Source organism: Halorubrum sp. CGM4_25_10-8A, from assembly GCF_005435025.1.
GTDB classification, from domain to species: domain Archaea; phylum Halobacteriota; class Halobacteria; order Halobacteriales; family Haloferacaceae; genus Halorubrum; species Halorubrum ezzemoulense.
Genome location: NZ_SGTX01000001.1, coordinates 394,275 through 419,017, shown reverse-complemented (window position 1 = coordinate 419,017; position 24,743 = coordinate 394,275). Strand labels below are relative to the sequence as shown.

Genomic DNA, 24,743 nt, shown 5'->3' with positions numbered 1-24,743 from the left:
GTAGCGACGCGACTCTCGGCTTTCGATCCTCGGCTCGGGTCGGCGACGACTCAAACGCTGTTCTCCGTCGAACGACCTCCACGGCGCAACGAAACAGCGGCTCTCGCAGTCAGTGTTCGGCCGGCTCGTCGGGGGCTCGCATATCGTCGATCCGCAAGATGAGAATGTTCGCGGTGTCGTCTTTCCCGTCGACCGTCCCGTCGATGACGAGCTTGGAGAGCGGCGTCGGCCCCACGGCGACGCTGTCGCCCTCGTGGAAGTCGCGGACCGAACCCTGAACGTGGATCTCGGCGCGGCACAGCTCGGGGTGGTGGACGCTGGAGAGGTCGATCCCGTCGACGTTGACCCCCTCGACCTCCTCGCTCTCGTGGTAGATCGGGACGTTCGCGGGCTCGTCCATGCGCTGGATGTCGAGCGCCTCGTACGCGTTCGAGGTGGGTTTGTAGCCGCCCTTCGGGCCGGGTACCCCCTCGACCAACTGGAGGGCCTTGAGGCTCTGCATCTGGTTCCGGATCGTCCCGGGGTTGCGGTCGACTTCCTCGGCGATCGCCTCGCCTTTCACGGCGTCCTCTCGTTCCCCGTACAGGTTGATGAGGGCCGAGAGGATGCTTTTCTGGCTCGAAGTGAGCTCGATCGATGACATGGTGCGGAATACACCGCGCCCCCGCTTAAATGCGGTGGAACCCATTTATAAACGATCGTGTGGAATCGTCTCGGCGGCCGGAGACCGTCGGTTCGGGCCGGTTCGGCTCACCCGCCGCGTAGCCGCTTCATCCGCACGTACGCGAGCGGGCTCGACAGCGCGACGACGACACCGACGCCGATCAGCGCGACGCCGAAGTCGACGGCGACGAACGAGACCGCGGCGCCGACGAGCCCGATCGCCGCGCCGGTGAACGCGACCGCGATGGTCGCGCCGATCGGCTCGATGTCGCCGGGGTCGACCGAGCGGGGATCGGGACTGCTCATGGGCGTCCGTGGCGGCCCGGGCGCAAAACGCTGTCCGATCCGGTCGGTCGGATTCGCTCGGACCGCGGTCGGGCGGATCCCGCCCCGTCGGCTCGACCCGGCCGCCGATCCCCACCATTCAAGCGCCGCGGCGTCGCGTAGCCGGTATGACCACGGTCAGGATCATCGGCGCGCCGACAGACTACGGGGCGAACCGACGCGGAGTCGACATGGGACCGTCGGCGATCCGGTACGGCGGGCTCGCCGACCAGCTCGCCGGCGCCGGCGTCGAGACCGTCGACGCGGGCGACCTCCACGTCCCCCGGGCCGAGGAGCGCGACCCGGACGCGGACGCGCCGAGCGAGGGGGAAGCGAAGTTCATCCGCGAGACGGAAGCGGTCTGCCGGCGGCTCGGCGACGAGGTCGCCGCGACGCTCGCCGACGGCGAGGTGCCGCTGGCGCTCGGCGGCGACCACTCCATCGCCATCGGGAGCCTCTCCGGGTCCGCGCGCGACGCGGACGTCGGCGCCGTGTGGTTCGACGCGCACGCGGACCTCAACACGCCCGCGACGACGCCCTCTGGCAACGTCCACGGGATGCCCCTGGCGGCGGCGCTCGGGATCGGCGAGTTCGCGGACACCGAGTGGGCGAACGCGCCGGGGCTCTCGCCGGAGAACGTCGCCTTGGTCGGGCTCCGCTCGGTCGACGGGGCGGAGGCGGAGCTGATCCGCGACCGCGGCTTCGCGGCGTACACGATGTCGGACATCGACGAGCGGGGGATCACGGCGGTCACGGAGGAGGCGCTCGAGGTCGCGTCCGCGGGCGTCGACGGGATCCACGTCAGCCTCGATCTGGACTGGCTCGACCCCAACGCCGCGCCCGGCGTCGGGACGCCCGTCCGCGGCGGCGTCACCTACCGCGAGGCGCACAGCGCGATGGAGATCGTCGACGAGACTGACGCGCTCCGGTCGATGGAGATCGTCGAGGTGAACCCGACCTTGGACCAGCACAACGAGACGGCTGAGCTCGCGACTGAGCTGGCGGCGAGCGCGTTCGGGAAGCGCGTCTTGTACTGAGAGGCCGGGGTCAGACGCCTCGGTCGAGCTGTTCGACGACCTGCTGGAGGTCCGCCTCGGACTCGACCTCGCCTTTGATCTCCTCGCGGCGGCGCACCGCGGCCGAGTCGGCGTCGTACGCGCGGACGAACTCGGCGCGGGTGTGCTCGTCGAACGCGTGCCGGATCGCGAAGTAGCCGTCGGGGACGATCGTGCCGCACACCTTACACTCGTGGCGCTGGTGGTCGTTCGTCTGGTGGACGATCGCCGCCTCCACGTCGTCGAAGGCGGCGTCGCAGTCGCCGATGCCGCACGTCCAGCGAGGGGCCATACCCGGACTCTCGCCCGAGGGGGATTAACGGTTTCCCAACTCGGCGCGGGCGCGCCGGGGGGTCGACGGGGGTCGGCACCGCGGGTTCACCCCCGCGGTCGCGGCACCGTCGTCGTCGAACGATACCCATTTGCGCGGGCGCGACGACCGTGCGACCGTGACCCGATCGAGAACGCGCGTCGACGCCCACGTCAAGATACTCGACGACGAGGTCGTCGCCCGGGCGAAGGCGCGCGACATCGACGCGCTCGTGTACGCGCCGCACTTCACGCGCCTCCCGACGATCAGCGAGCGTGCGGCCCGGTACACCGACGACGAGCTGACCGTCGTCCCCGCCCGCGAGGTGTTCACCGGCGACTGGGGGAACCGGCGGCACCTCCTCGTCCTCGGACTCTCCGATCCCGTCCCCGACTACATCACCTTCGAGGGAGCGATGGCCGAGTTCGAGCGGCAGGACGCGGCCGTCCTCGTCCCGCACCCCGGGTTCGCCACTATCTCGCTCACGCGACCCGAAGTCGACGCGCACGCCGCCCGGATCGACGCGGTCGAGACGTACAACACCAAGCTGCTCCCCCACCAGAACGCGCGCGCCCGCCGGACCGCGACGGAGACCGGCTGCGCCGGGTTCGGATCCTCGTACGCCCACCTCCCCGGCACGGTCGGCGAGGCGTGGACGGCCTTCGAGGGCGACCTCGACGACGCCGAGGCGGTCGCCGACGCCTTCCGCGAGCGACGCCCCCGAACGGTGATCCACCGCGGCGGACTGGGCCACCGGCTCCGCGGGCTCGTGGAGTTCGCGCACCTCGGCTACGAGAACACGTGGACGAAGCTCGACCGAATGTTCCTCTCCGGCAACGAGCCGACCCTCCCGTCGAACGTCGCATACGAGGGGCGATTCGACGACGTGAGCGTCTACGAATAGCGGCCGTGCGAGCGTCTCGGGGCGGCCCGGATCCCGATCGGCTTCCCGGTCAGAGCCCGAAGCCCGCCGCGGCCTCCGACGCCGCGGACAGGTCCAGGTCAAGGCTGACGACGTAGGTGTGAATCGCCCAGAACGCCGTCAGCTCGACCCCGGTGATGACCACCGTGACGAGGTCGGCGTACTTGCTGCTCGTCGTCACGCCGCTCGGCATTCCGAACTCACGGTCCGAGAACGGGTGGAACAGCGCGATGCCGCGTCGGCTGCCGACCACGTCGAGGACGTAGTGGGTCAACACGCCGATCCACACGTACTGGAGGTTGCCGAAGACGATCGGATACGCGAGGAACACCGCGAGCACGGGGAGGCTGTGGAGCGTCTTCCGGTGACGGCCGAAGGCGGTGTCCACGTCGGGGAACAGCGCCCCCAACACGACGGGGACGGTGATCTCGGCGACGGTCGTCGCGGTCGCCGCGTCGAGACCCGGTTCGACGATGAAGCCGAGCCCCAGGGCGAGCAGCAGGCCGTTGAGGACGTGGCCGCGTTTGTTCATGTCTCTGCGTGTGCGGGTCGGCAGGTCAAACCACCGGATCCGGGCGGCGTGCCCGGAGAGGATCGCACCGCCTCGCCGTCGACCGGGGTCCACTCACGGGCCGAAACGCTCCCGGGCCGAAAGAGCCACGACGGGCGCGTCCGACCCGACCGTATGGAGTACGAGGAGCCGAAGTTCTTCCACGTGATGCAGTACGCCACGGCCGCCGACGGCGACGTCATCGACATGGTGAGCGGCAACCCCGACTGGGAGCCGCCCGCCGCGCTCCGAGAGGCCCTCCGCGAGTACGCCGACCTCCCGCCCGCCGACTTCCAGTACCCGCCGAGCGACGGGCTCCGAGAGCTCCGCGGGGCGATCGCCGAGCGCCGGGGCGTCGACCCCGAGCGCGTGGTCGTCACCAACGGCACCGGCGAGGCGAACTACCTCGCGATGGCCCGGGCGCTGGACCGCGACGCTGGTGACGAGGCGCTCCTGATGGACCCGGTGTACCCGTACTACCCCGGGAAGACGCACCTGCTCGGCGGGGAGCCGACGCTCGTGCCCACGGCGCGCGACGGCGGGCTCGACGTCGACGCGATCCGCGAGGCGGCGAGCGAGGACACGGCACTCGTCGTCCTCAACACGCCGAACAACCCGACCGGCGCCGTCTACGACCTCGACGCGGTCCGCGAGGTCGTCGAAATCGCGGCGGCCGTCGACGCGCTCGTCGTCGTCGACGAGGTGTACGACCGGTTCGATCTCACCGGCTCGTTCGAGTCGGCGCTGACGCTGGACTCCGAGCGCGTCATCGTCACGAGCGGCTTCTCGAAGTCGATGGCCATCACGGGCTTCCGCGTCGGGTACGGGGTGTTCCCCGAGGCGCACGTCGGCGACGCGAAGACCCGACACATGCTCGTCAACGTCACCGGGGCGCGCCCCTCTCAGTACGCGGTGTACCACGCGCTCGAAGAGACGCCGTCCGACTACTACGCCGCGTCGCGCGACCTGCTCGCTGACCGCGTCGACGCGTTCGCCGCCGCCCTCGACGCGGCGGGCGCGGAGTACGGCCGCCCGGAGGGCGCCTTCTACGTCCTCGCGCGCTTTGACGGGTTCCCCGGCACGATGGCGAACGTCAAGCGCCTGATCGACGAGGCCGGCGTCGCCGGGATGCCGGGCGAGGCGTTCGGCACCGCCCGCGACGAGTGGATCCGGTTCGCGCTGGTGACGCCCCGAGCGACCGAGGCGGCCGAGCGGCTCGCGGACTACTTCGACGGCGGCCCCGCCGACGCGGGCTGAACCGTTCCCACGACTCCGCCGTATTCAAATACGCGCGCGCAGACCAACGCGTATGGAGCAGATCGACGACCAGTACGCGCCCGCGGACGTCGAGACCGCGGTCGACGAGTACTGGGACGACCACGACGCCTACGAGGCGGCGAAGGAGGCGCACGCCGACGATCCGCCGTTCTTCTTCGTGGACGGCCCGCCGTACACCTCCGGGCAGATGCACCTCGGGACCGCCTGGAACAAGACGCTGAAAGACGCCGTCATCCGGTACAAGCGGATGACCGGCCACCGCGTCACCGACCGCCCGGGATACGACATGCACGGGCTCCCGATCGAGGTGAAAGTCGAGGAGGAGCTCGGCTTCGAGAACAAGCGGGACATCGAGGAGTACGGCATGGAGCCGTTCATCGAGAAGTGTAAGGAGTTCGCCCTGGAGAACCGGGCGGCGATGGACGAGGACTTCAAATCCATCGGCGCGTGGATGGACTGGGACGACCCGTACGAGACCATCTCGCCGGAGTACATGGAGGCCGCCTGGTGGGCGTTCTCCGAGGTCGCCGACAACGGGCTCGTCGAGCAGGGGAAGCGGTCCATCTCGCAGTGCCCGCGCTGCGAGACCGGGCTCGCCAACAACGAGGTCGAGTACGAGGACGTCGAGGACCCCTCCATCTACGTGAAGTTCCCGCTCGCCGACCGCGAGGGGAGCCTCGTCATCTGGACGACGACGCCGTGGACCATCCCCGCGAACACCTTCGTCGCCGTCGACGAGGACCTCACCTACAACGCGGTCCGCGCGGAGAAGGACGGCGAGGAGGAGCTCCTCTACGTCGCCGCCGAGTGCGTCGAGGACGTGCTCGGGGAGGGCCGCTACGAGGAGTACGCGGTCGAGGCGGAGCTGACCGGCGACGAACTCGTCGGCTGGGCGTACGACCACCCGCTCGCCGACCACGTTGCCGACTACCCCGACTTCGAGGGCGCCGGACAGGTGTACGCGGCCGACTACGTGGAGGCCGACCGCACCGGCCTGGTCCACTCCGCGCCGGGCCACGGTGAAGAGGACTTCCACCGCGGCACCGAACTCGGGCTCGACATCCACTGTCCCGTCGGTCCGAACGGCGAGTTCGAGGCGGCGGCGGGCGAGTACGCCGGCCAGTTCGTGCGCGACGCGAACGACGACATCATCGAGGACCTCGTCGCCGACGGCCACATGCTCGCGCACGGCACCGTCGACCACAGCTACGGCCACTGCTGGCGCTGTGACACCGGGATCATCCAGCTGGTCACCGACCAGTGGTTCATCTCGATCACGGACGTGAAAGACGACCTCCTCGACAACATGGAGGAGTCGGAGTGGCACCCCGACTGGGCCCGGGACAACCGGTTCCGCGACTTCATCGAGGACGCGCCCGACTGGAACGTCTCGCGCCAGCGCTACTGGGGCGTCCCGATCCCGATCTGGGTCCCGGAGGACGCCGAGCCGGGGAACCTCGACGAGGACATGATCGTGGTCGGCACCCGCGAGGAGCTCGCCGACCGCGTCGAGGAGGATATCGATCCCGACTCGATCGACCTCCACCGCCCCGCCGTCGACGGCCTCACGATCGTCGAGGACGGGACGACCTACCGCCGCGTCGAAGACGTGTTCGACGTGTGGCTCGACTCCTCGGTCGCCTCGTGGGGCACGCTCGGCTACCCGAGCGACGAGACCGCCCACGAGGAGCTGTGGCCCGCTGACCTCATCATCGAGGCGCACGACCAGACCCGCGGCTGGTTCTGGTCGCAGCTCGGTATGGGGACGGCCGCGGTCGATCAGATCCCCTACGAGGAGGTGCTGATGCACGGCTTCGCCAACGACGAGGACGGCCGAAAGATGTCGAAGTCGGTCGGCAACATCGTCACGCCGGAGGAGGCCATCGAGCGCGCCGGCCGCGACCCGCTCCGCACCTACCTGCTCAGCCACGACCAGCAGGGCGTCGACCTCGCGTTCGAGTGGGACGGGCTCGGCGAGATCCAGGGCAAGCTCAACATCCTCTGGAACGTGTTCCGGTTCCCCCTCGAGTACATGGAGCTCGACGGCTACGACCCGGCCGACGCCGACCTCTCGGACGGCGACCTCGAACTCGTCGACGAGTGGGTGCTCTCCCGGCTCCAGTCCGTGGAGACGGAGGTCGCCGACGCGTGGGACGACTACCGCGTCAGCGACGCCGTCAACGCCGTCATCGAGTTCGTCACGCAGGACGTCTCGCGGTTCTACGTGAAGGCCGTCCGCGACCGCATGTGGGAGGAGACCGACTCCCCCTCGAAGCGCGGCGCGTACGCCACGCTCGCGACGGTCCTCGACGAGGTGATCCGGCTGCTCGCGCCGATCGCCCCGTACCTCACCGAGCGGATGTACCAGCGGCTCGACGGCGAGGCGACGACGGTCCACGCGCTGTCGTACCCCGAGCCGGACGCGGACCTGCGCGACGACGACCTCGAACGCGACGTGGCGGCCTTCCGCGACATCGAGGAGGCGGCCGCGAACGCGCGCCAGCAGGCTGGCCGCAAGCTCCGCTGGCCCGTGCCGCGCGTCGTCGTCGAGACCGACGACGAGACGGTTGCGGCCGCGGTCGACCGCCTCAAAGCGCTGATCGCTGACCGCGTCAACGCCCGCGACGTGGTCGTCACCGACGCCTTCGACGAACTGGTCGAGACCGCCGAGCCCCAGATGGCCGCCATCGGGCCGGCGTTCGGCGGGGACGCCCAGAAGGTGATGGAGGCGGTTCAGGGCGCGACCCGCGCCGAGGTCGAGGGCGGCGAGGTCGCGGTCGACGGCGAGCCCGTCGACCTCGACGACGAGATGGTCGAATACGTCGCGGAGCCGCCGGAGCACGTCTCCGGGGCCGACTTCGATGGCGGCACCGTCTACGTCGACACCTCGCTGACGCCCGACATCGAGTCCGAGGGGTACGCCCGCGACGTGATCCGCCGGGTCCAGGAGATGCGCAAGGAACTGGACCTCGACGTTGAGGCGCGGATTCGCGTCGGCGTCGCGGTCGACGACGACCGGGTCGCCGGCTTCGTGGACGAGCACGCCGACCTGATCGCCGGCGAGGTGCGCGCCGACGCGTGGCTCGACGACGCGAGCGACGCCGCCGACGCCGACGGCGGACTCGTCGAAGAGTGGGAGGTCGAAGGCGTCGCGGTCACGATCGGGGTCGAACCGGTCGCGTAACGGCCCCGACGGGCCGCGGCTTTCGCTTAACGCGTCGCGATCCTCGCCCGACGAGTCGGAGCTTTCGTCGACCGATACTGTGGGAACAATTCGCATCCCGAAACCTATAGGTGCGTTCTTTACTCACGGTCGAACATGGATGTCCGGGCGGCTCGCCCCGACGACGCGGAGGACCTGCGAACGGCGGTCTCACGAGCCCGCGAGGAGACGGTGTTCGACGACATCGGCGCGCCACTGCTCGACGTGTCCGCCGCCGGCGTCCGCGAGGCCGCCGCCGAGGCGGAGTGGTCGTTCCTGATGGAACACGACGAGGAGGGGCCCGTCGGGCTCGCCATCGCGCACCCGGATCCCGACGGGACGGAGGCCGAGCTACTGGCGCTGTGGGTTCACCCGAACCGCGCGGGCGAGGGCGTCGCGGCCGAGCTGCTCGCCCGCGTGGGGAGCGCGCTCGCCGACCGCGGGGTAAAAACGCTCCGCGCGACCGTCCCCTCGGACCGCCCCAGCGCCGAGGAGTTCTTCAGCGCGCACGGGTTCGCGGCTCGCGGGACCCGGCGGAGCCCGGCGGGCGACGAATCGATCGTCGTTGCGGACCCCGACGCGCTCACCTGAGAGGCGTCGACAGTCAAAACGAGCCGCTTCTCGGCCGACTCACTTCAGCCGCTCCTGGAGGAACGAGGGGTGGGCCGCGGTGACGCCGTCGACGCCGAGCAGCTTTTCCGAGATGACGTCGCCGAGCTCGTCGCCGTCGCCGGCGCGGACCTCCGCCATCAGCATGTGATCGCCCGAGGAGGTGTACAGCGCCTGAACCTCGTCGAGCGACTTCAGATCCCGCGTGGCCTCCACGTACCGCCCCGAGTCGACATCCATGCCGACCATGGCGATCGACTGCGAAGAGAGCTTCTTCGGGTCGACCTCCGCGGAGTAGCCGACGATCACGCCGCGCTCCTCGAGGCGGTCGATGTACTTCCGCACCGTCGGTTTCGAGACGTCGGCTCGCTCGGCGATCTCCCCGCAGGACGCCTGTGCGTCCTCTTCTAACACGGAAAGGATCCGTTCCTCTGTCGATACAGTACTCATATGAGTACGTTTGTCACCAATGAAAAAAGACCTTGCGAATCAAAAAACGAACTCGCCGCGTCGTGAACGGCCGCCGGTCGGCTCAGGCGTGTTTGTCGAGGAACATGTCGTGGGAGCGTTCCCACTCGTAGTCGTCGTCCCAGTAGCGCTCGGCGAGCGGCTCCTCGGGCATCTCGCCGATCGAGCGCTTCTCCTCTCCGTAGGAGGGGCGGTCCTCGTCGACGTAGAAGCGGCCGGTGAGCACCTCGCCCTCGTAGAGGGCTTCCTCGGTCGTCCGCATCATCTCCTGGGCCTCGACGCGGTCCGTCATGTCGAACTCGTAGTCGTCGGAGTCGTTAACGTCGATGTACGGGACGTACTGGCGCGCGTCCTTGTTCCACGTCGGGCACTGCGTGAGGAAGTCGACGTGCGCGAACCCGTCGTGTTCGATCGCCTCGGCGATGATCTCCTTCGCCTGGTTCGGGTTCACTGCCGCCGTGCGGGCGACGTAGGAGGCGCCGGCGTTCAGCGACATCGAGAGCGGTTTGATCGGCTCCTTGGCGCTCCCGTGAGGCTGCGTTTTCGACTTGTGGCCCTTCGGGCTCGTCGGGGAGGTCTGCCCCTTCGTGAGCCCGAAGATCTCGTTGTTGAACACGATGTACGTCATGTCGTGGTTCTCCCGGGCCGTGTGGATGAAGTGGTTCCCGCCGATCCCGTAGCCGTCGCCGTCGCCGCCGGCGGCGATCACTTCGAGGTCGGGGTTCGCGAGCTTCGCGGCGCGGGCCACGGGCAGCGAGCGCCCGTGGATCGTGTGGAACCCGTACGTGTCGAGGTAGCTGTTCAGCTTGCCCGAACAGCCGATCCCGGTACACAGCAGGGTCTCCTCGGGCGTGCGCCCGACCTCCGGCAGCGCCTGCTTGAGCGCCTTCAGGACGCTGAAGTCACCGCAGCCCGGACACCAAGTCGGCTGCGGCTCGACGCCGGGGGTGTACTCGTCGCGGTCGATCTCTCGCTCCTCTCCGATTGCTGAAAACGTGCTCATTGCTTAGTCACCTGCGGCTGGGACGAAGGTGGTCTGATGGCCGGGCGCGTCGCCGTCGCCCTCGACGATCGCGGTCTCGAACCCGTCGACGATCTCCGCCGGCTCGAACGGGTTCCCGTTGTACTTCAGCAGGCTCGACAGCTTCTCGCCGTACTGGCCCAGGTTCTTCTGGACGAGCCCGCGGAACTGTCCCGAGGCGGTCATCTCCACGACCAGCACCTCGTCGACGCTCTCGATGAACGCCCGGACCTGCTCGGTCGGGAACGGCAGCATGTCCGAGACGCCGTACGACTTCACCGAGACGCCGGCGTCGTTGAGGCGACCGACGGCTTCCTCGACGGTTCCCTGCTGGCTGCCGAACGTGAGGATGCCGTACTCGGCGTCCTCCGGGCCGGCGTACGACCCGGTGTCGACCGTGTCGAGGTCGTCGCGGATCGCCGCCAGCTTCTCGGCCCGCCGGTCGATCTGCGCGACCCGGTTGTCCGGGGACTCGCTGATGTGGCCGGTCGGGTCGTGCTCGTTGCCGGTCGCGAGGAAGCGACCGCCCTTCTGGCCGGGGATCGACCGCGGGGAGACGCCGTCGTCGACCTCGTGCTGGAAGCGGTGGAACTTCCCGTCGTCGCTGTGGGGCTGCTCCGACAGCGCGTCCTCCGAGAGCGTCTTCCCGAGGTCCGGGTTCGCCTCCCGGTCGAAGTGGCTCTTCGGGACGTTCGTCATCTCACCGCCGAGCTTCTGGTCGTACAGCAGGATCGTCGGGATCTGGTACCCGTAGGCGAGCCGGAAGGCGAGCCGGGACTGCTCGTACGCCTCCTCGACGGTGCCGGGCGCCAGCACGACGCGCTGTGAGTCCCCCTGCGAGGTGTAGAGGACGTGTTCGAGGTCGGACTGCTCCGGCTTCGTCGGCATCCCGGTCGAGGGACCGGCGCGCATGGCCTCGACGAGGACGACGGGTGTCTCCGTCATCTCCGCGAGCCCGAGCGGCTCGGACATCAGCGCGAACCCGCCACCGGAGGAGCCGGACATCGCCTTGACGCCGGCGTGGGACGCGCCGACCGCGAGCGCGGCCGCGGCGATCTCGTCTTCCACCTGCTCGGAGATCCCGCCGAGCTTCGGCAGGTTCTTCGTCATGATGGTGAACACCTCGGTCCACGGCGTCATCGGGTAGCCGGAGATGAACCGGCAGCCCTCGTCGATGGCGCCGTAGGAGATGGCGTCCGACCCGGACATGAGCAGTTGGGTCTCGTCGTGTTCGCCGGTCGGGACCGACACGTCCGGCGCGTCGACGTCGTACTCCTCTTGGACCTGTTCGTAGGCGGTCTCGAGGATCTCGAGGTTCGGGTCGAGGATCTTCTCCGGCATCGCGTCGCGCATCAGGTCCTCGACGTGGTCGAGTTCCATGCCGGTGATCGCGCAGGTCGCGCCGACGCCGGCGGTGTTGCGCATGACCTCGCGACCCATATCGCGGGCGAGTCCGCGGAGGTCGAGGGGGAATACGTGCCAGTCGTTCTCCTCGGCGCGCTCCTCGAAGTTCGGGATCTCGGAGGCGTCGAGCAGCCCCTCGTCGTAGATGATGACCCCGCCTTCGCGGAGCTCATCCAGGTTCTCCGAGAGGGGCTTGATCTCCTCGTTGCCGTAGACGGCGCCCTCGGACGGGTTCCGAGCGAACGAGTCGCCGAGCGCTAAGAGGAAGTTGTAGCCGTCGCCCCGGGAGTTCACGGGGTCCGCCGACGCGCGGACCTCCGTGTAGGTGTGGCCGCCGCGGATTCGCGACGGGTAGTGCCGATGCGTGAAGACGTTGAGCCCCGATCGCATCAAGGCCTTCGCGAAGTTCTGGCTGGTGGAAGCGATCCCGTCACCGGATCCCCCCGATATCCGCCAGATGAGTTCGTCGTCAGTCATAATGGTATGTGAGCCCGAGTGGGCCTCGTGGCCTGAACTTGTGTTGGTTCCCTCTTATGGCTTGCTATGGAATCCCAAGGGACAATCATGAAGGTCTATTAGGGTGTCAAATGTTCTCGCGCTGCCGAGCCGATTTTCCGCGTTCTTTTCATTCGCCGCGCGCCGACTCCGGGTATGCTCACGTTCATCGGGCTCGGTCTCTACGACGAGCGCTCCGTCACCGTCGAGGGGCGGGAGGCGCTCCGCGCGGCCGACAGGGTCTTCGCGGAGTTCTACACCAGCCGACTGGTCGGCGCCGACGTCGCTGACCTCGAGGCGCACCACGGCGTCGACGTCGAGGTGCGCGACCGCGCCGGCGTCGAGCAGGACCCGGAGCCGATACTCGCGGCGGCCGAGTCCGGCGACGCCGCGTTCTGTACCGCCGGCGACACGATGATCTCGACCACCCACACCGACCTCCGCCTCCGCGCCGAGGAGCGCGGGATCGACACGCGCGTGATCCACGGCGTGACCGCCCAGTCCGCGGCGTCGAGTCTCACCGGGCTCCAGAACTACCGGTTCGGCAAGGCGACGACGCTCCCGTTCCCGTACGCTCACGGCGGCGACGACGTCCCCGGGAGCGTGGTCGAGACGATCGAGGCGAACCGGGAGCGCGGGCTCCACACCGTCGTCTACCTCGACATCAAGGTGGGAACGGGCCCCGCCGGTCCGGACCCCGACCACGAGGAGTACATGACCGCGGACGTCGCCGCCGGACTGCTGGCCGAGGAGTGGGCGGACGAGCTCGCGGTCGTCGTCGCCCGCGCCGGCTCGCCGGACGCGGTCGTCGCGGCCGACCGTCTGAGCGCGCTCGCCGACCGCGAGTTCGGTGACCCGCTCCACCTGCTCGTGATCCCGGGTGACCTCCATCACGTCGAGGCGGACGCCCTCGTCGGTCTCGCCGGCGCCCCCGAGTCGCTCGTCGACGAGTGAGGCGTCCGCGGTCGCGAGGCGAACGCCCCCGAACCGACCGCACGTTTGATTATTATGTGGAGCGTTGGCACGCACCATGAATGACGTGCCGGTAGATCGACTCATGTCGACCGACCTGACGACTATCGAACGCGGGGCCGCGGCGGCCGACGCGGCGGAGCAGATGCGCGAGTCCGGGGGTAGCTCTCTCCTCGTCCTCGACTCCGACGGGGCCCTCGCCGGGCTGATCACCGCGACGGACTTCGTCGCCCTCGTCCGGGACAACGACCCGAAAGACCGGACGCCGGTCGAGGCGTTCATGACGGCCGACGTGGTCACGGTCGGCCGCGAAGACACCGTCGCGGAGCTGGCGGAGCCGACCGCGCACGGCTACACCCACCTCCCGGTGACCGACGGCGACGACAGACCGATCGGCATGGTCTCCACGACGGACCTCACGGCGTACCTCTCGCGGCGAGGCTGACGGGTCGGGCGCCGGGACGGCCCGAGGCCGCGTGACGGCGCCGCATCCGAGTCGAGATCGCGTCGCGTTGTGCGTTCCGGAAGAGTAATGAAACATGGTAACACACAGCGCGGTATGGATCTCGACGACAGGACCCGCGTCGCGGACGTGATGTCGACGCCCTTGGAGACGATCGGGGCGGACGCGCCGCTCCGGGAGGCCGCCCGGCGGATGCGCGACGAGAACATCAGTGCGCTCGTCGTGACGACGGGCGGAGGATGTATCCTCACGCAGAGCGACGTCGTCGGAGCGGTCGCCGACGGGAGCGACCCGGAGGCGACGACGGTCCGCGACGTGATGACCGAAGACGTCGAGACGGTGACGCCGGACCTCATGCTGGAGGAGGTCGCCGCGATGATGACCATGTACGGCGTGAAACACCTCCCGGTCGTCGACGACGACTACGTCGGGATGATGTCGTCGACGGACATCGCCGCACACATCTCCTGAGGCCGGTCCGACGGGCTGCCTGACCCACTTCGCCCACCGGACTCAGCGGGCCCTCACAACAGCAACAGCGGCGCCCCCGCGACCACGCCCACGGCGATCAACAGGAGGTTCCACAGGAACACCGGCCTGACCAGCTCGCGCGCGATGCTCGCCGCGAACGCCGTCTTCACCAGGATGCTGGCGGCCGTCCCGGCGACCACGCCCGCGACCGCGGTGTCGACGCCGATCTGTCCGGTCCCGAGCAGCGAGACCGCCGTGGTCGTCGAGGTCCCCGACGACACCAGCCCCGCGAGGAAGGAGGTGGCGACGAACCCGCCAGCGCCGAACGTCCGCTCGGCGACCGCGGAGGCGAGCAGCACGAGCAGGAAGAGCGCGCCGAACGTGAGCGCGTTCCCGAGGCTGAACGGCGAGGTGAGCTCCGCCTCCATCGTCGTCCGCCAGTCGCTCCGCCACACGGCGACGCCGATCCCCGCGACCGTGATCGCGCCGAGCGGCGCGCCGACGACGAGCGCCGCCTCGGGGACGAAGACGGCCACGACCGCGGCGTTCCGGAACGCCATGGCGGCGTTGGCGAGCAGGATCGACCCCACCGCGATCTCGCCGAGGTCGGCGCGCCCCTTCGCGCGCTTCGCCATCTCGGCGACGACCGCCGTCGAGTTGACGAGCCCGCCGAAGAACCCGGTCACCGCGTAGCCGCGCCCCTGATACCGCTTCACCAGCACGTAGTTGACGAAGCCGATGGCGCTGACCGCGACCACGAGCGACCAGACGAGCCGCGGCTGGACCGCGTTCCACGGGTCGATCGTCTCGGCGGGGAGGAGGGGGAAGACGACGAACGCGAGGATGGTGAACTCCACCGCGCTGCGCACCTCCTCGCGCGAGAGCCCCCACGCGAACTGGTGGAGCTCCCGTTTCAACACCAAGAGCAGCGACGAGAGCACCGCCACCGTCACCGACTCGATGAACAACTCCTCGGCGACGAGCACCCCGACCCCGTACGTGACGAGCAGCGACGCCGACGTGGTCAGCGAGAGCCCGTCGACCTCGGCCTCGACGAAGCTCCGGACCGCCAGTAACACCGCGCTGGCGACCACCAGCACGCCGCCGACGACGAGCAGCCCGGGCTCGTCGACGAGCGAGAACACCGCCGCCGCGAGGCTGACGAGCGCGAACGTCCGGATCCCCGCCGACTTCTGCGACCACTCGCGCTCCAGCCCGAGGAACATGCCGAGCGCGGTCGCTAACGCCAGCTTCGCGACGTTCGTCTCGAGGTAGACGAACGGGTCGACCCCGCCTATCACCGCCGCCCACCTCCGCGCGACCGCGCTCTCGGACCGGCGCCCGACGGTCCGTCTCGCGCCCTCGTAGTCATGACCGACCGTTCCGGCCCGCTACGTCTATAGCTTGCTATATAGTAATCTATAGTATCTCCAAAGCGGGGCCGTCGCGGACCCGCCGCCCTATCGGTTCGTCGGTTCGCGCGGCAGGTCGAGCGCCTCGGTCAGGTCGTGCTCCTCGCCGGTGATGAGGTAGAGCACGTCCTCCAAGATGACCGCGAGCTCGGGTAGCTCGCGCACCGCGAGGAAGGTGATCGCGATGAGCGCCACGACCGCCAGCAGCTGGCTCATGATCCGGTCGGAGATGAGGAACGACACCCGGTACGGGTCGGTCGCGCCGAACATCGTCATCACCAGGTCCGGGTACCAGTGCATGTACTGGTTGCCAGACACCACCGAAATGAACGTCGTCCGGAAGATGTTCAGGACGTAAATGAGCGGGATCGACACCGCGAGCGCGCGGAGCTTCCGCGCGAGCGGCGCCTCGACGGCGGCGACGAGGCCGCCGAAGATGGCCATACTCCCCAGCCCCGTACACGCCAGTACGATGTGGATGATGACGGTGTGGCCGTCGTCCAGCGTCCACGAGTACGCCGCCTCGTACCCCTCCCTGCTCGTCACCGCCTCCGGCGCGTACCCGATCAGGTCGATGAGCGCACCGGTCTGCGTCGCCACGACCTCGATGAGGATCCGGCGGGGCTCCGGGACCGCGACCCCGCCGACGGTGAACGCCGGGATCGTCTCGAACGGGAGGTAGATGAAGAGCATGATCGCGATGGCCCGCGTGAGCGTGAAAAGCGACGCGCGCCCGTCGTAGAGGAGATACCCCGCGTACACGCTGGCGGGGAAGCCGACGAGCGCAAGGATCGACTCGACGTAGCTCTGGTGTTCGAACGCGAAGTACGGCACCGTCGACAGCCAGAAGAGCCCGAACAGCGCCCACGTCCCGGCCGCGAGCGCGCGACCGGCGGCCAGCCCGCGCTCGTCGAGCAGCCACGCCGTCGCGAAGAGGATCGCGACGATCCACGCGAACGTGAACGTGTCGGGAATCACGCTCAACACCGCCGGCGCGCCGTGGCCGAACATATCGCTACGGTCCGTCGTCGTCGAATAAAGCCCTTGTCGTTGCGTGCGATCCCGGCGTCAGACGGTCGGGTCGGCTCGCGCTTCCTCGTCCGCCGCCGCGCCGATCGGCCGGCCGGAGGCCTTACCGTTCCTCGCTGTCGAGGACGCGGATCTGGTCGCCGCGGACCGTCACCGGAATCGGGACGGTCGCCTCGTACAGCTCGACGGTCACCTGGTCTTTCCCCTCGTCGATCCGCTGGACGCGCGCCTTCTCGCCCTTGAACGGACCGGCGATCAGCTCGACGATGTCGCCCTCGGCGATCCCCTCCACGTCCGGGGTCGGCGAGAGGAAGTGCTCGACCTCGGAGAAGGGGCTCTCGGCCGGGCCGTCGCCGCCCTGAATGACGCCGCGGGCGTGCGGGATCTCGTCGAGAATCCGGCCGAACGCGGCCCCGTCGGTCGCCTCGACCATCACGTAGCTCGTGAGCTGGTCGGGGGCGATGACGGCCTGGATCTCGGGCGTCTCCTTCTCGGCGAGCATGTCGGCGACGGTGCGTTCCTGGCTCGCCGTCGTCTTGACCGAGTAGATCGGCATTACGCGCCGACCCCCGGGAGGAGGCTCATGATCGCGAACATCAGGAAGCCGATGAACCCGATGAGCAGGATCCCGGCGCCGGCGATCTTCGACACCTGGAGGAACTCGTCGGTGCTCGGCGTGCTCGCCAGCTTCAGCACCCGAATGTAGCTGTTGAGGTCGTACGGAACGTCCATGTTACCAGCAAATTCGAGACGAGACGGTTTTTACCTTTTGATGCGGCTCGGGACGGGGCGACTACTCCACGTAGTCGATGTCCTCGACGTCGGCGGAAGCGGCGCCGCCCTCCGGCGGTTCGCCGTTGCTCCCGTAGATCTGCGGCGACTCGACGCCGGTGACGACGATCATGGTTCGCATCTCGCCTTCGAGCTCGTCGTCGACGGAGGTCCCCCAGATGATCCGGGCGTCGGGGTCGATCCGGTCGTATATCTCCTCGACGACGCCCTCCGCCTCCTCGATGGACATGTCGGTGCCGCCGGTGACGTTCACCAGCGCGGAGTTCGCGCCCGAGATGTCGACGTCGAGCAGCGGCGAGCGCAGCGCGGACTTCACCGAGTCTTGCGCCTTCGAGTCGGAGTCCGACTCGCCGAGGCCGATCATCGCGACGCCGCCCTTCTCCATGACCGTGCGAACGTCGGCGAAGTCGAGGTTGACGAGCCCGGGCATCGTGATGAGCTCCGTGATCCCCTTCACCGAGCGCATCAGCACCTCGTCGGACACCTTGAACGCCTGCCGGACGGGGAGCTTCCCGACCGCGTCGAGCAGGCGGTCGTTGGGGACGACGATGACCGTGTCGCTCACGTCGCGGAGGCGTTCGAGGCCGGCCTCGGCGTTCGTGCGTCGGACCTCGCCCTCGGCCGTGAACGGGGTCGTGACGATGGCGATGGTGAGCGCGCCAGACTCGCGGGCCGCCTTCGCGACCACCGGCGCCGAGCCGGTCCCGGTGCCGCCGCCGAGCCCGGCGGTGACGAACACCATGTCGGAGCCGTCGATGGCGTCTTGGATCTCCTCTTGGGACTCGATGGCGGCCTCCTCGCCCACCTGCGGGAGGGAGCCCGCGCCGCGCCCCTGCGTCTTCTGTTGGCCCATGAGGATCTTCGTGTCGGCCTCGATGTTGACGAGGTGCTGGACGTCTGTGTTGGCGGCGACCAGCTTCGCGCCGTGGATCCCCTCCTCAGTCATGCGGTTGACCGTGTTGCCGCCGGCGCCCCCGCAGCCGACGACCGTGATGTTCGTCTGGAGGTCTTGGAGGACGTCCTGCAGCTCGTCGTCGGTCATCGTCCCGGTCTGTGGCGGCGCGCCGGCGCTCCCTCCGGCGGCGCTCTCGCCGGCTCCCCCGGCGTCCTCTGCGGGGGCCTCTTCGGCTTCGTCGATGGCGTCCTCAACGATGGAGTCCATTATGTGGTGTCGTTGCGACCCGGACGTATTTATTTTTGCCCGATCGTCTGACGCAGGTCGGACGCCGAAATCTCCGGCGTTCGCGGCCGACCCGAGCGAGTACGGCTGACGCGGTCGATCCGCCGGCCGCACGGGCTTTTATAAATTATTTGAGGGCGTCGCCGTCGATCGGGAACCGCTCCGTCCGCGCTCGCGACACGTCGTCTGGTTCGACGGTCGCGCCGTCGACCTCGACCGCCTCCCCGTCGGCGAGCCGGCCGAACGCCGGCCCCTCCGGTACGCCTCGTTCGGCCGCCAGCGACGGGTCGAACGCGGTCTCGCGGGCGACCACCGCGTTCCGGTCGGCCGCCACCTCGACCGCGTCGTACCCGGTCTCCAACACCGCCGCCAACCCGTCCACGAGGTCCGCGTACCCCGGCGTCTCCGGAGTCGTCGCGAACGCGACCCGCCCCGCCGCGCGGGTGCCGCCCTGTTCCGTGTCGAACGCGACGGCGACGCGCTCGACCGCCTCCCGCGTCGCGGCGGCGTCGAGCCCCTGCGCCCGCGAGCATAGGTCCGCCGGAAGGTCGCGGACCCGGACCGCTGCCCCGTCGCCGCCGGTGTCGTCCGCCTCGGTCCCCGTCGTTTCGGGGACTTCGTCGGCGACCGCGCCGAACCGCAACCCCTCGTCGACCGGTCCGATCGCCGCCTCCAGCCGCTCGACGAGCGGGATCGGAGCATCGCCGACCTCGCGGACCCACGTCTCGCTCACGACCCGGTGACCGAGGTCCTCGACCACCGCGGCGAGGTCGGGGCGGTCACCGTCGATCACGGCCCGGTCGGCGCGGCTCCGCTCGAAGGCGGCGTCGATCACGTCGCAGTTCGCCTCGGGCGCGCCGAGGTCGGCGAGCGCCCAGTCGGCGCCGACGTGCCCAACCGCCCACTCGGTCTCGCGGACGATACGGGTGAACCGCGGCGCGTAGTGGCCGCCGCCGAAGCCGACGACGTGACGGGGGCGCGGCGCGGTCGCGGCGTCGGCGACGCCCTCGCCGACTACGTCCGCGCCGGTCCCGCGCAGGTCGAGGACTGCCCGCGCGACCGCCGCGGCCGCCTCGGGGTCCTCCCACTGCGGCTCGTCGGAGCCGAGTTCGACGAACAGCGACGGCACGGAGACGCCCGTCGGCCCGTGGTGGGTACACTCGATGCCGACCTCGTACCCCTCCGGGGCATGTCGCGCGAGCGCCTCGACGGCGCGCTTCTCCGCGCCCGGCGCGGCCCGTGCCAGCGACTCGGGGTCGCCCCCGTACTTCGCCTCGCCGAAGTTCCCGGTGACGTGCGCGGTCAGGAGTTCGCCCGTCTCCCCCGAGTGTCTGGAGACGAACGCGAGGAACTCGGGGTCGCAGTCGAACGCAGCGGCCGGGTCCGACAGGCGGATGTGGAGGTCGTCGAACTCGCGGAGCTCGAACCCCGCCGCCCGGTAGTACGTTGCGCCCCCGTCGGCGTCGGGGCGCGACTCGTCCTCGCGCGCCTCCCAGTCGCCGACCTCGAGCAGCCGCTCGCCGATGTGCGCCGAGGCGCTGTCGGCCCGGCTGACGACGATCGCTATCACGACGCCGACTCGGTCGCCCGCGACGGAATAGCCGTCGGTTCTGCTCCGACTCCGCGGGGGCGCGTCGACCGGGGTCCGGCCGTCCGCGCTACGGGAGCAACAGATAGACGAAGGCCCCGTATCCGACGGTGAGGACCGCGCCGTCGACGCGGGTGATCCGCTCGCTGTACGCCATGATGCCGACGATGACGGCCGTGAACGCGAGCAGCGCGGGGAACTCGAAGCCGCGAACGCCCGGGGCGACGCCGATGGGCGTCACGACGGCCACGATGCCGATGACGGCGAGGATGTTGTAGATGTTCGAGCCGACGACGTTGCCGACGCTGAACTCCGCCTCGCCGCGCACCGCGGCCACGACGCTGGCCGCCAGCTCCGGCAGCGACGTGCCGAGCGCCAGCACGGTGAGTCCGATGAAGATGTCCGAGAAGCCGGCGGCCGCCAGCAGCGACTCGCTGCCGTCGATCAGCCACCGCGAGCCGAGGACGAGCGCCGCGATCCCGGCGACGACCATCGCGATGTCGCGGGCCTTCGCGTCCGGCATCTCGTCCCGCTCGCTGTCGGTGATCGCCGACTGGTTCTCCCGGACGCGTCGCAGCACCGCGGCGGTGAACGCCACGAGCGTCCCGAGCAGCACGACGCCGTCGAGGAACCCGATCCGCCCGTCCCAACCGAGGCCGACCAACAGCAGCGCGGCCAGCACCATGAACGGGACGTCACGGCGAAACACCGTGTCGGAGACGTTGAGCGGGCGGATCAGCGCCGACACCCCCAACACGAGCCCGATGTTCGCGATGTTCGAGCCCACGATCGCGCCGAGTCCGATGTCCGTTGACACCGTGACGGCGCCGAGCAGGGAGACGAAAAGCTCCGGGGCCGTCGTCGCGAACGCCACGACGGTGACGCCGACCGTCGACGCCTTCAGCCCCACGGCGAGCGCGAGGTCCCTCGCCCCCGCGACGAGCAGTTCGGCGCCGGCGTACAGGAGGGCGACGCCGACGGCGATCAACAGCAGTTCGAGGAGTGGCGACCCGGGCAGCACGGCTCCCGGTTCGCAACGGCGTTTCAAAAGGGTCGTGATCCGCGACCGCCCGAGGTGGCGGCCGTTACCGTTTCGCTATGAGGCGGGTCTCGGCCGCCCCTTCGATCGGTTCAGGCGTGTCCCGCCCGGAACTCGCCGTGTTTCACGCCGATCGCGAACGCGAGCCCGCCGAAGACGAGCATCGACGGGACGACCATCATCAGGGTCGTCTGGAGGGGCATCATCTCCGCGCCGATGAGGCCGCCGGCGCCGACCGCGACGATCAGTACGAGGATCGCTGCCGCGCGTGGAAGGTCGAATTCCATGGTTTCGGTACGTCGCGAGCGATGCTAAACGTTCGGTCTCCGCGACGGGATCACGCCTCGATGATCTCGTCGTCCTCGCCGCCGGGGATCCGGATCTCACCGTCGAGCGCGACCGTCGCCCGACCGCCGACGCGGACGCCGTCCGCCTCTACTCGCACGCGCACGCGGCCCGGTCGGTCGAGGAAGTGGCCCTGCTCGAAGCGGAGCTCGTCCGGCTCGTCCCCGTCGAAGGCGTCGACGTGACGGAGGTATCCGCCGACCGCTCCGCTCGCGGTGCCCGTGACCGGGTCTTCGGAGATCCCCAGTGAGGGCACGAACGCCCGACCGTGGGCCGTCGAGTCGGCGTCGAGCGCGTCGAAGGAAAACGCGTACACGCCGGCGACGTCGAACTCCTCGGAGAGGCGCTCGACGGCCGCGTCGTCCGGGTCGGCCTCGCCGAGCCGCTCCAAGAAGTTCACTGGGACGACAAGGAACGGGAGGCCCGTGGACGCGACCGCGGCGGGGAGGTCCGCGCCGATGTCGCGCAGCGCGGCGGGGTCGACGCCGAGCGCGGCCGCGACCCGGTCGAGATCGACGTCGACGACCTCGACGCTCGGCGCCTGCTGTCGCATCCAGACGGTGCCGTCGTCGTCGACCGCGACGCTGAGGTCGCCGACGTTCGTGCGGAGCGTGCGCTCGCCGCCGTCGATCGCTCCCTCGGCGAACAGGGCGCCGTAGATCGCGATCGTGGCGTGCCCGCAGAGGTCGACCTCCGTGGTCGGCGAGAAGTACCGGAGCCGGTCGTCGGCCGCGCCGTCGGCCCCGGTCAGGAAGGCCGTCTCCGAGGCGCCGAGCTCGGCGGCGACGGCGGCCAGCTGTTCGTCGCTCAGCCCCTCTGCGTCGGGGACGACGCCGGCGGCGTTCCCGGCCAGCGGCTCCGCGGCGAACGCGTCGACGAGCAGCGCGCGTCGGGTCTCCATGTCGAACCCCTCCGAGGTCGCGAACAAAAAGCCTCCCGAGGCGCTCCGAGGCGGACGGGGTCCTTCCCGAGCGGAGCGGCGACGCCAGTGCGCGGTCGTCGCGGGTCCGGGGCCGTCGCGGACGCCCCGGTCGTTACCGACATGACGAACTCGACCCAACAAGCGCTTCGACTCCGAGGCCCGTCGGACCGCACTCCCCGGAGCGTCCGATGTCAATCCTTTTGCCCTCGACCGCAGATGAGTGTGTATGGGCCTCTTCGACCGGCTGCGAGGGAGCGACACGCCGCGCGTGGCGTTCATCGGGATCGACGGCCTCTCGTACCGGCTCGTCGCCGACAACCCGGAGACGTTCCCGACGCTGTCGGCGATCGCGGACGACGGTGAGGGGGGACAGATCGACAGCATCGTCCCGGCGGAGTCGAGCGCCTGCTGGCCGAGCCTCACGACGGGGACGAACCCCGGCGAGACCGGCGTGTACGGCTTTCAGGACCGAGAAGTCGGCTCCTACGACACGTACGTGCCGATGGGACGCGACGTGCAGCGCCCCCGGGTCTGGGACCGCGCGACCGACGCGGGACTCGACGCGACCGTCATGAACGTCCCCGTCACGTTCCCGCCGCAGCGGACCGTCCAGCGGATGGTCTCAGGCTACCTCTCCCCCGACCTCGACGCGGCCGCGCATCCTGACGAGTTCCGCGAGTACCTTGCCGACAGCGACTACCGCCTGTCCGTCAACGCGAAACTCGGACACAAGGCGGACAAGACCGCGTTCCTGGACCACGCCCGCGAGACACTCGACGCCCGCGCCGAGGCCTTCGAGCGGTACGTCGAGCGCGACGACTGGGACCTCTTCGTCGGCGTCTTCACCGCCCCCGACCGGGTCAACCACTTCCTGTGGGGCGACTACGAGGATGGCGGCCAGTACCGCGAGGACCTGCTCTCGTTCCACGCCGCCATGGACGAACACGTCGGCTCGATCCGCGAGGCGCTCCCCAGCGACGTCACGCTCGTTGTCGGCTCGACGCACGGGTTCAGGCGCCTGCGGTACGACGTGTACTGTAACGAGTGGCTCGAACGCGAGGGGTGGATCTCCTACGCGGACGACGACCCCGACTCGCTGGCCGACGTCGACGACGACGCCCGCGCGTACTCGCTCGTCCCCGGCCGCTTCTACCTCAACGTGGAGGGCCGCGAGCCGAACGGCGTCGTCCCCGAAGGCGAGTACGAGGCGACGCGCGCGGAGCTACGCGAGGCGCTGGAGTCGTGGACCGGCCCCGACGGGAATCCCGTCGCAGACCGCGTCGTCGACCGCGAGACGGTGTTCCGCGGCGACCATGCCGCCATCGCTCCCGACCTCGTCGTCCTCCCGAACGACGGGTTCGACCTCAAGTCCGGGTTCCGTCCCCACGACGGCGTCTTCGACCCCGACGGACCGCGGACGGGAATGCACGCCTTCGACGACGCCGCGCTGTTCGTCGACCACCCTGACGCGACGGTCGACGACGCCGACCTCCTCGACGTCGCCCCCACCCTCCTCCGACTGCTCGACATCGACTACGGCCGCACGGACTTCGACGGTGCCAGCCTCGTCTGAACGGCCCCGATGTCTTCCGCAGTCTCGTCTGAACGGCCCCGACGCCTTCCGCGACGGCCGCACGCCGTGGCCGACCGAATTGAAGTGACTCCACCCCCACCGACGGGTATGGAACGCACCCCCGACGGGACGCCCGTCGGCGTCGACGACCCCTACGCGGTCGCCGGCGTCTGCGACCACCTCACCGACGACGGCCGGTGCCGCTTCGCGCTGACCCGGGCGGGCGACGATCCCGAGTTCGCGGCCGCCCGACGCGCCGACAGCTACGACTGCCACGTCGGTGCCGACGGCGAGTGGCGCGCGTGCCCCCACTATCGGTCGACGACCGACGCGAAGACGTGTGTCCGGTGCGGGCTCGAAAACGTGCGCCTGGCTCACGACGACTCCCGCCCGCTCGTCGAGGAACACCACCTCTCGTACGGCAGCGACGACTCCCACGAGATCACGGTCGGCCTGTGCCGCTGGTGTCACGCCAAAGTCCACGAGTCGATCGCCCGCATCGACGACGACGCGAGCCCGGATCCAGAAGCGATCGCCGAACGCGAGCGGCGGCGAGAACGAGAGCGCTCGGCGTCGGCGTTCGAAACGGCCAGCGAGACGTACGATTTCGACGAGTGAGGAAGCCGCACGGCCGTAGAAACGGGGCTCCCACCTCG

At 69.6% G+C, this 24,743-nt stretch carries 26 protein-coding genes; 10 read left to right on the top strand and 16 right to left on the bottom strand.

All coding sequences use genetic code 11. The features are described 5' to 3' along the window. Positions 1-109: 109 nt before the first annotated feature. Entirely contained in the window at positions 110-643 is a 534-nt protein-coding gene (locus EXE52_RS02145) for an Rrf2 family transcriptional regulator (protein WP_049931162.1), read from the bottom strand. 107 nt (positions 644-750) lie between these two features. After that, a complete protein-coding gene (locus EXE52_RS02140) occupies positions 751-969 on the bottom strand; it encodes a hypothetical protein (protein ID WP_086220413.1) in 219 nt (72 codons plus the stop codon). 146 nt (positions 970-1,115) lie between these two features. On the opposite strand from EXE52_RS02140, the gene rocF reads away from it, so the two are divergent. Further along, a complete protein-coding gene (gene rocF, locus EXE52_RS02135) occupies positions 1,116-2,024 on the top strand; it encodes an arginase (protein WP_049931159.1) in 909 nt (302 codons plus the stop codon). 10 nt (positions 2,025-2,034) lie between these two features. Here rocF and EXE52_RS02130 read toward each other — a convergent pair whose 3' ends face one another. Then, a complete protein-coding gene (locus EXE52_RS02130; protein WP_049931157.1) occupies positions 2,035-2,334 on the bottom strand; it encodes a hypothetical protein in 300 nt (99 codons plus the stop codon). Between the two features lie 130 nt (positions 2,335-2,464). On the opposite strand from EXE52_RS02130, the gene EXE52_RS02125 reads away from it, so the two are divergent. Continuing rightward, a complete protein-coding gene (locus tag EXE52_RS02125; protein ID WP_086216110.1) occupies positions 2,465-3,256 on the top strand; it encodes a PHP-associated domain-containing protein in 792 nt (263 codons plus the stop codon). Between the two features lie 49 nt (positions 3,257-3,305). Here EXE52_RS02125 and EXE52_RS02120 read toward each other — a convergent pair whose 3' ends face one another. Continuing rightward, complete coding sequence (locus tag EXE52_RS02120; protein WP_049931154.1) at positions 3,306-3,806, bottom strand: metal-dependent hydrolase; 501 nt, start codon at positions 3,804-3,806, stop codon at positions 3,306-3,308. A gap of 153 nt (positions 3,807-3,959) precedes the next feature. Here EXE52_RS02120 and EXE52_RS02115 point away from each other — a divergent pair, with 153 nt between their 5' ends. From EXE52_RS02115 to EXE52_RS02105, 3 genes are all read left to right on the top strand, one after another. Next, complete coding sequence (locus EXE52_RS02115; protein WP_089308093.1) at positions 3,960-5,081, top strand: pyridoxal phosphate-dependent aminotransferase; 1,122 nt, start codon at positions 3,960-3,962, stop codon at positions 5,079-5,081. Between the two features lie 52 nt (positions 5,082-5,133). Then, positions 5,134-8,286 carry an isoleucine--tRNA ligase gene (gene ileS / locus EXE52_RS02110; RefSeq protein ID WP_089307887.1) on the top strand — a complete coding sequence of 1,051 codons (3,153 nt, stop codon included), beginning with the start codon at positions 5,134-5,136 and terminating at the stop codon, positions 8,284-8,286. Between the two features lie 135 nt (positions 8,287-8,421). Further along, positions 8,422-8,895: an N-acetyltransferase gene (locus EXE52_RS02105; RefSeq protein WP_089307886.1), complete on the top strand. Its 474-nt coding sequence runs from the start codon at positions 8,422-8,424 to the stop codon at positions 8,893-8,895. Between the two features lie 39 nt (positions 8,896-8,934). Here the strand turns inward: EXE52_RS02105 and lrpA1 are convergent, their stop codons facing one another. The 3 genes from lrpA1 to EXE52_RS02090 all read right to left on the bottom strand — a co-directional run bounded on the left by lrpA1 (position 8,935) and on the right by EXE52_RS02090 (position 12,283). Beyond that, the gene (gene lrpA1, locus EXE52_RS02100) at positions 8,935-9,363 is read right to left on the bottom strand and encodes an HTH-type transcriptional regulator LrpA1 (RefSeq protein WP_049931146.1); all 429 of its coding nucleotides are present in this window, start codon (positions 9,361-9,363) and stop codon (positions 8,935-8,937) included. 82 nt (positions 9,364-9,445) lie between these two features. Beyond that, a complete protein-coding gene (locus EXE52_RS02095; protein WP_049931144.1) occupies positions 9,446-10,384 on the bottom strand; it encodes a thiamine pyrophosphate-dependent enzyme in 939 nt (312 codons plus the stop codon). A 3-nt stretch (positions 10,385-10,387) separates the two neighbouring features. Further along, the gene (locus EXE52_RS02090) at positions 10,388-12,283 is read right to left on the bottom strand and encodes a 2-oxoacid:acceptor oxidoreductase subunit alpha (RefSeq protein ID WP_049931142.1); all 1,896 of its coding nucleotides are present in this window, start codon (positions 12,281-12,283) and stop codon (positions 10,388-10,390) included. Positions 12,284-12,457: 174 nt separating this feature from the next. Here EXE52_RS02090 and dph5 point away from each other — a divergent pair, with 174 nt between their 5' ends. The 3 genes from dph5 (at position 12,458) to EXE52_RS02075 (ending at position 14,207) form a co-directional block, all read left to right on the top strand. Further along, a complete protein-coding gene (gene dph5, locus EXE52_RS02085) occupies positions 12,458-13,255 on the top strand; it encodes a diphthine synthase (RefSeq protein WP_089307885.1) in 798 nt (265 codons plus the stop codon). A gap of 76 nt (positions 13,256-13,331) precedes the next feature. Further along, entirely contained in the window at positions 13,332-13,718 is a 387-nt protein-coding gene (locus EXE52_RS02080; protein ID WP_089307884.1) for a CBS domain-containing protein, read from the top strand. Between the two features lie 114 nt (positions 13,719-13,832). Next, positions 13,833-14,207, top strand: a complete 375-nt coding sequence (locus tag EXE52_RS02075; RefSeq protein ID WP_086220484.1) for a CBS domain-containing protein — start codon at positions 13,833-13,835, stop codon at positions 14,205-14,207. Positions 14,208-14,260: 53 nt separating this feature from the next. On the opposite strand, the gene EXE52_RS02070 is transcribed toward EXE52_RS02075, so the two are convergent. The 9 genes from EXE52_RS02070 to EXE52_RS02030 form a co-directional block, all read right to left on the bottom strand. Beyond that, entirely contained in the window at positions 14,261-15,508 is a 1,248-nt protein-coding gene (locus EXE52_RS02070; protein WP_049931132.1) for an MgtC/SapB family protein, read from the bottom strand. Positions 15,509-15,667: 159 nt separating this feature from the next. After that, positions 15,668-16,630 carry an archaeosortase A gene (gene artA, locus EXE52_RS02065; protein ID WP_089307883.1) on the bottom strand — a complete coding sequence of 321 codons (963 nt, stop codon included), beginning with the start codon at positions 16,628-16,630 and terminating at the stop codon, positions 15,668-15,670. Positions 16,631-16,751: 121 nt separating this feature from the next. After that, positions 16,752-17,204, bottom strand: a complete 453-nt coding sequence (locus EXE52_RS02060; protein WP_049931127.1) for a transcription elongation factor Spt5 — start codon at positions 17,202-17,204, stop codon at positions 16,752-16,754. Then, positions 17,204-17,380, bottom strand: coding sequence for a protein translocase SEC61 complex subunit gamma (locus EXE52_RS02055; RefSeq protein WP_006628863.1), 177 nt, complete (start codon positions 17,378-17,380; stop codon positions 17,204-17,206). The genes EXE52_RS02060 and EXE52_RS02055 overlap by 1 nt, the downstream gene beginning before the upstream one ends. 61 nt (positions 17,381-17,441) lie before the next feature. Further along, entirely contained in the window at positions 17,442-18,602 is a 1,161-nt protein-coding gene (ftsZ, locus tag EXE52_RS02050; RefSeq protein WP_004598343.1) for a cell division protein FtsZ, read from the bottom strand. A gap of 145 nt (positions 18,603-18,747) precedes the next feature. Beyond that, entirely contained in the window at positions 18,748-20,190 is a 1,443-nt protein-coding gene (locus EXE52_RS02045) for a D-aminoacyl-tRNA deacylase (protein ID WP_089307882.1), read from the bottom strand. A gap of 88 nt (positions 20,191-20,278) precedes the next feature. Continuing rightward, the gene (locus EXE52_RS02040) at positions 20,279-21,229 is read right to left on the bottom strand and encodes a calcium/sodium antiporter (RefSeq protein WP_049931123.1); all 951 of its coding nucleotides are present in this window, start codon (positions 21,227-21,229) and stop codon (positions 20,279-20,281) included. A 110-nt stretch (positions 21,230-21,339) separates the two neighbouring features. Continuing rightward, the gene (locus tag EXE52_RS02035; protein WP_049931121.1) at positions 21,340-21,534 is read right to left on the bottom strand and encodes a hypothetical protein; all 195 of its coding nucleotides are present in this window, start codon (positions 21,532-21,534) and stop codon (positions 21,340-21,342) included. A gap of 50 nt (positions 21,535-21,584) precedes the next feature. Continuing rightward, complete coding sequence (locus EXE52_RS02030; protein WP_089307881.1) at positions 21,585-22,493, bottom strand: PhzF family phenazine biosynthesis protein; 909 nt, start codon at positions 22,491-22,493, stop codon at positions 21,585-21,587. Positions 22,494-22,740: 247 nt separating this feature from the next. Between EXE52_RS02030 and EXE52_RS02025 the strand changes: the two genes are divergently transcribed. Beyond that, a complete protein-coding gene (locus EXE52_RS02025; protein WP_086216102.1) occupies positions 22,741-24,087 on the top strand; it encodes an alkaline phosphatase family protein in 1,347 nt (448 codons plus the stop codon). A gap of 108 nt (positions 24,088-24,195) precedes the next feature. Next, on the top strand, positions 24,196-24,705 hold the full coding sequence (locus EXE52_RS02020; protein ID WP_089307880.1) for a hypothetical protein: 510 nt from the start codon (positions 24,196-24,198) through the stop codon (positions 24,703-24,705). The last annotated feature ends 38 nt before the right edge of the window (positions 24,706-24,743 follow it).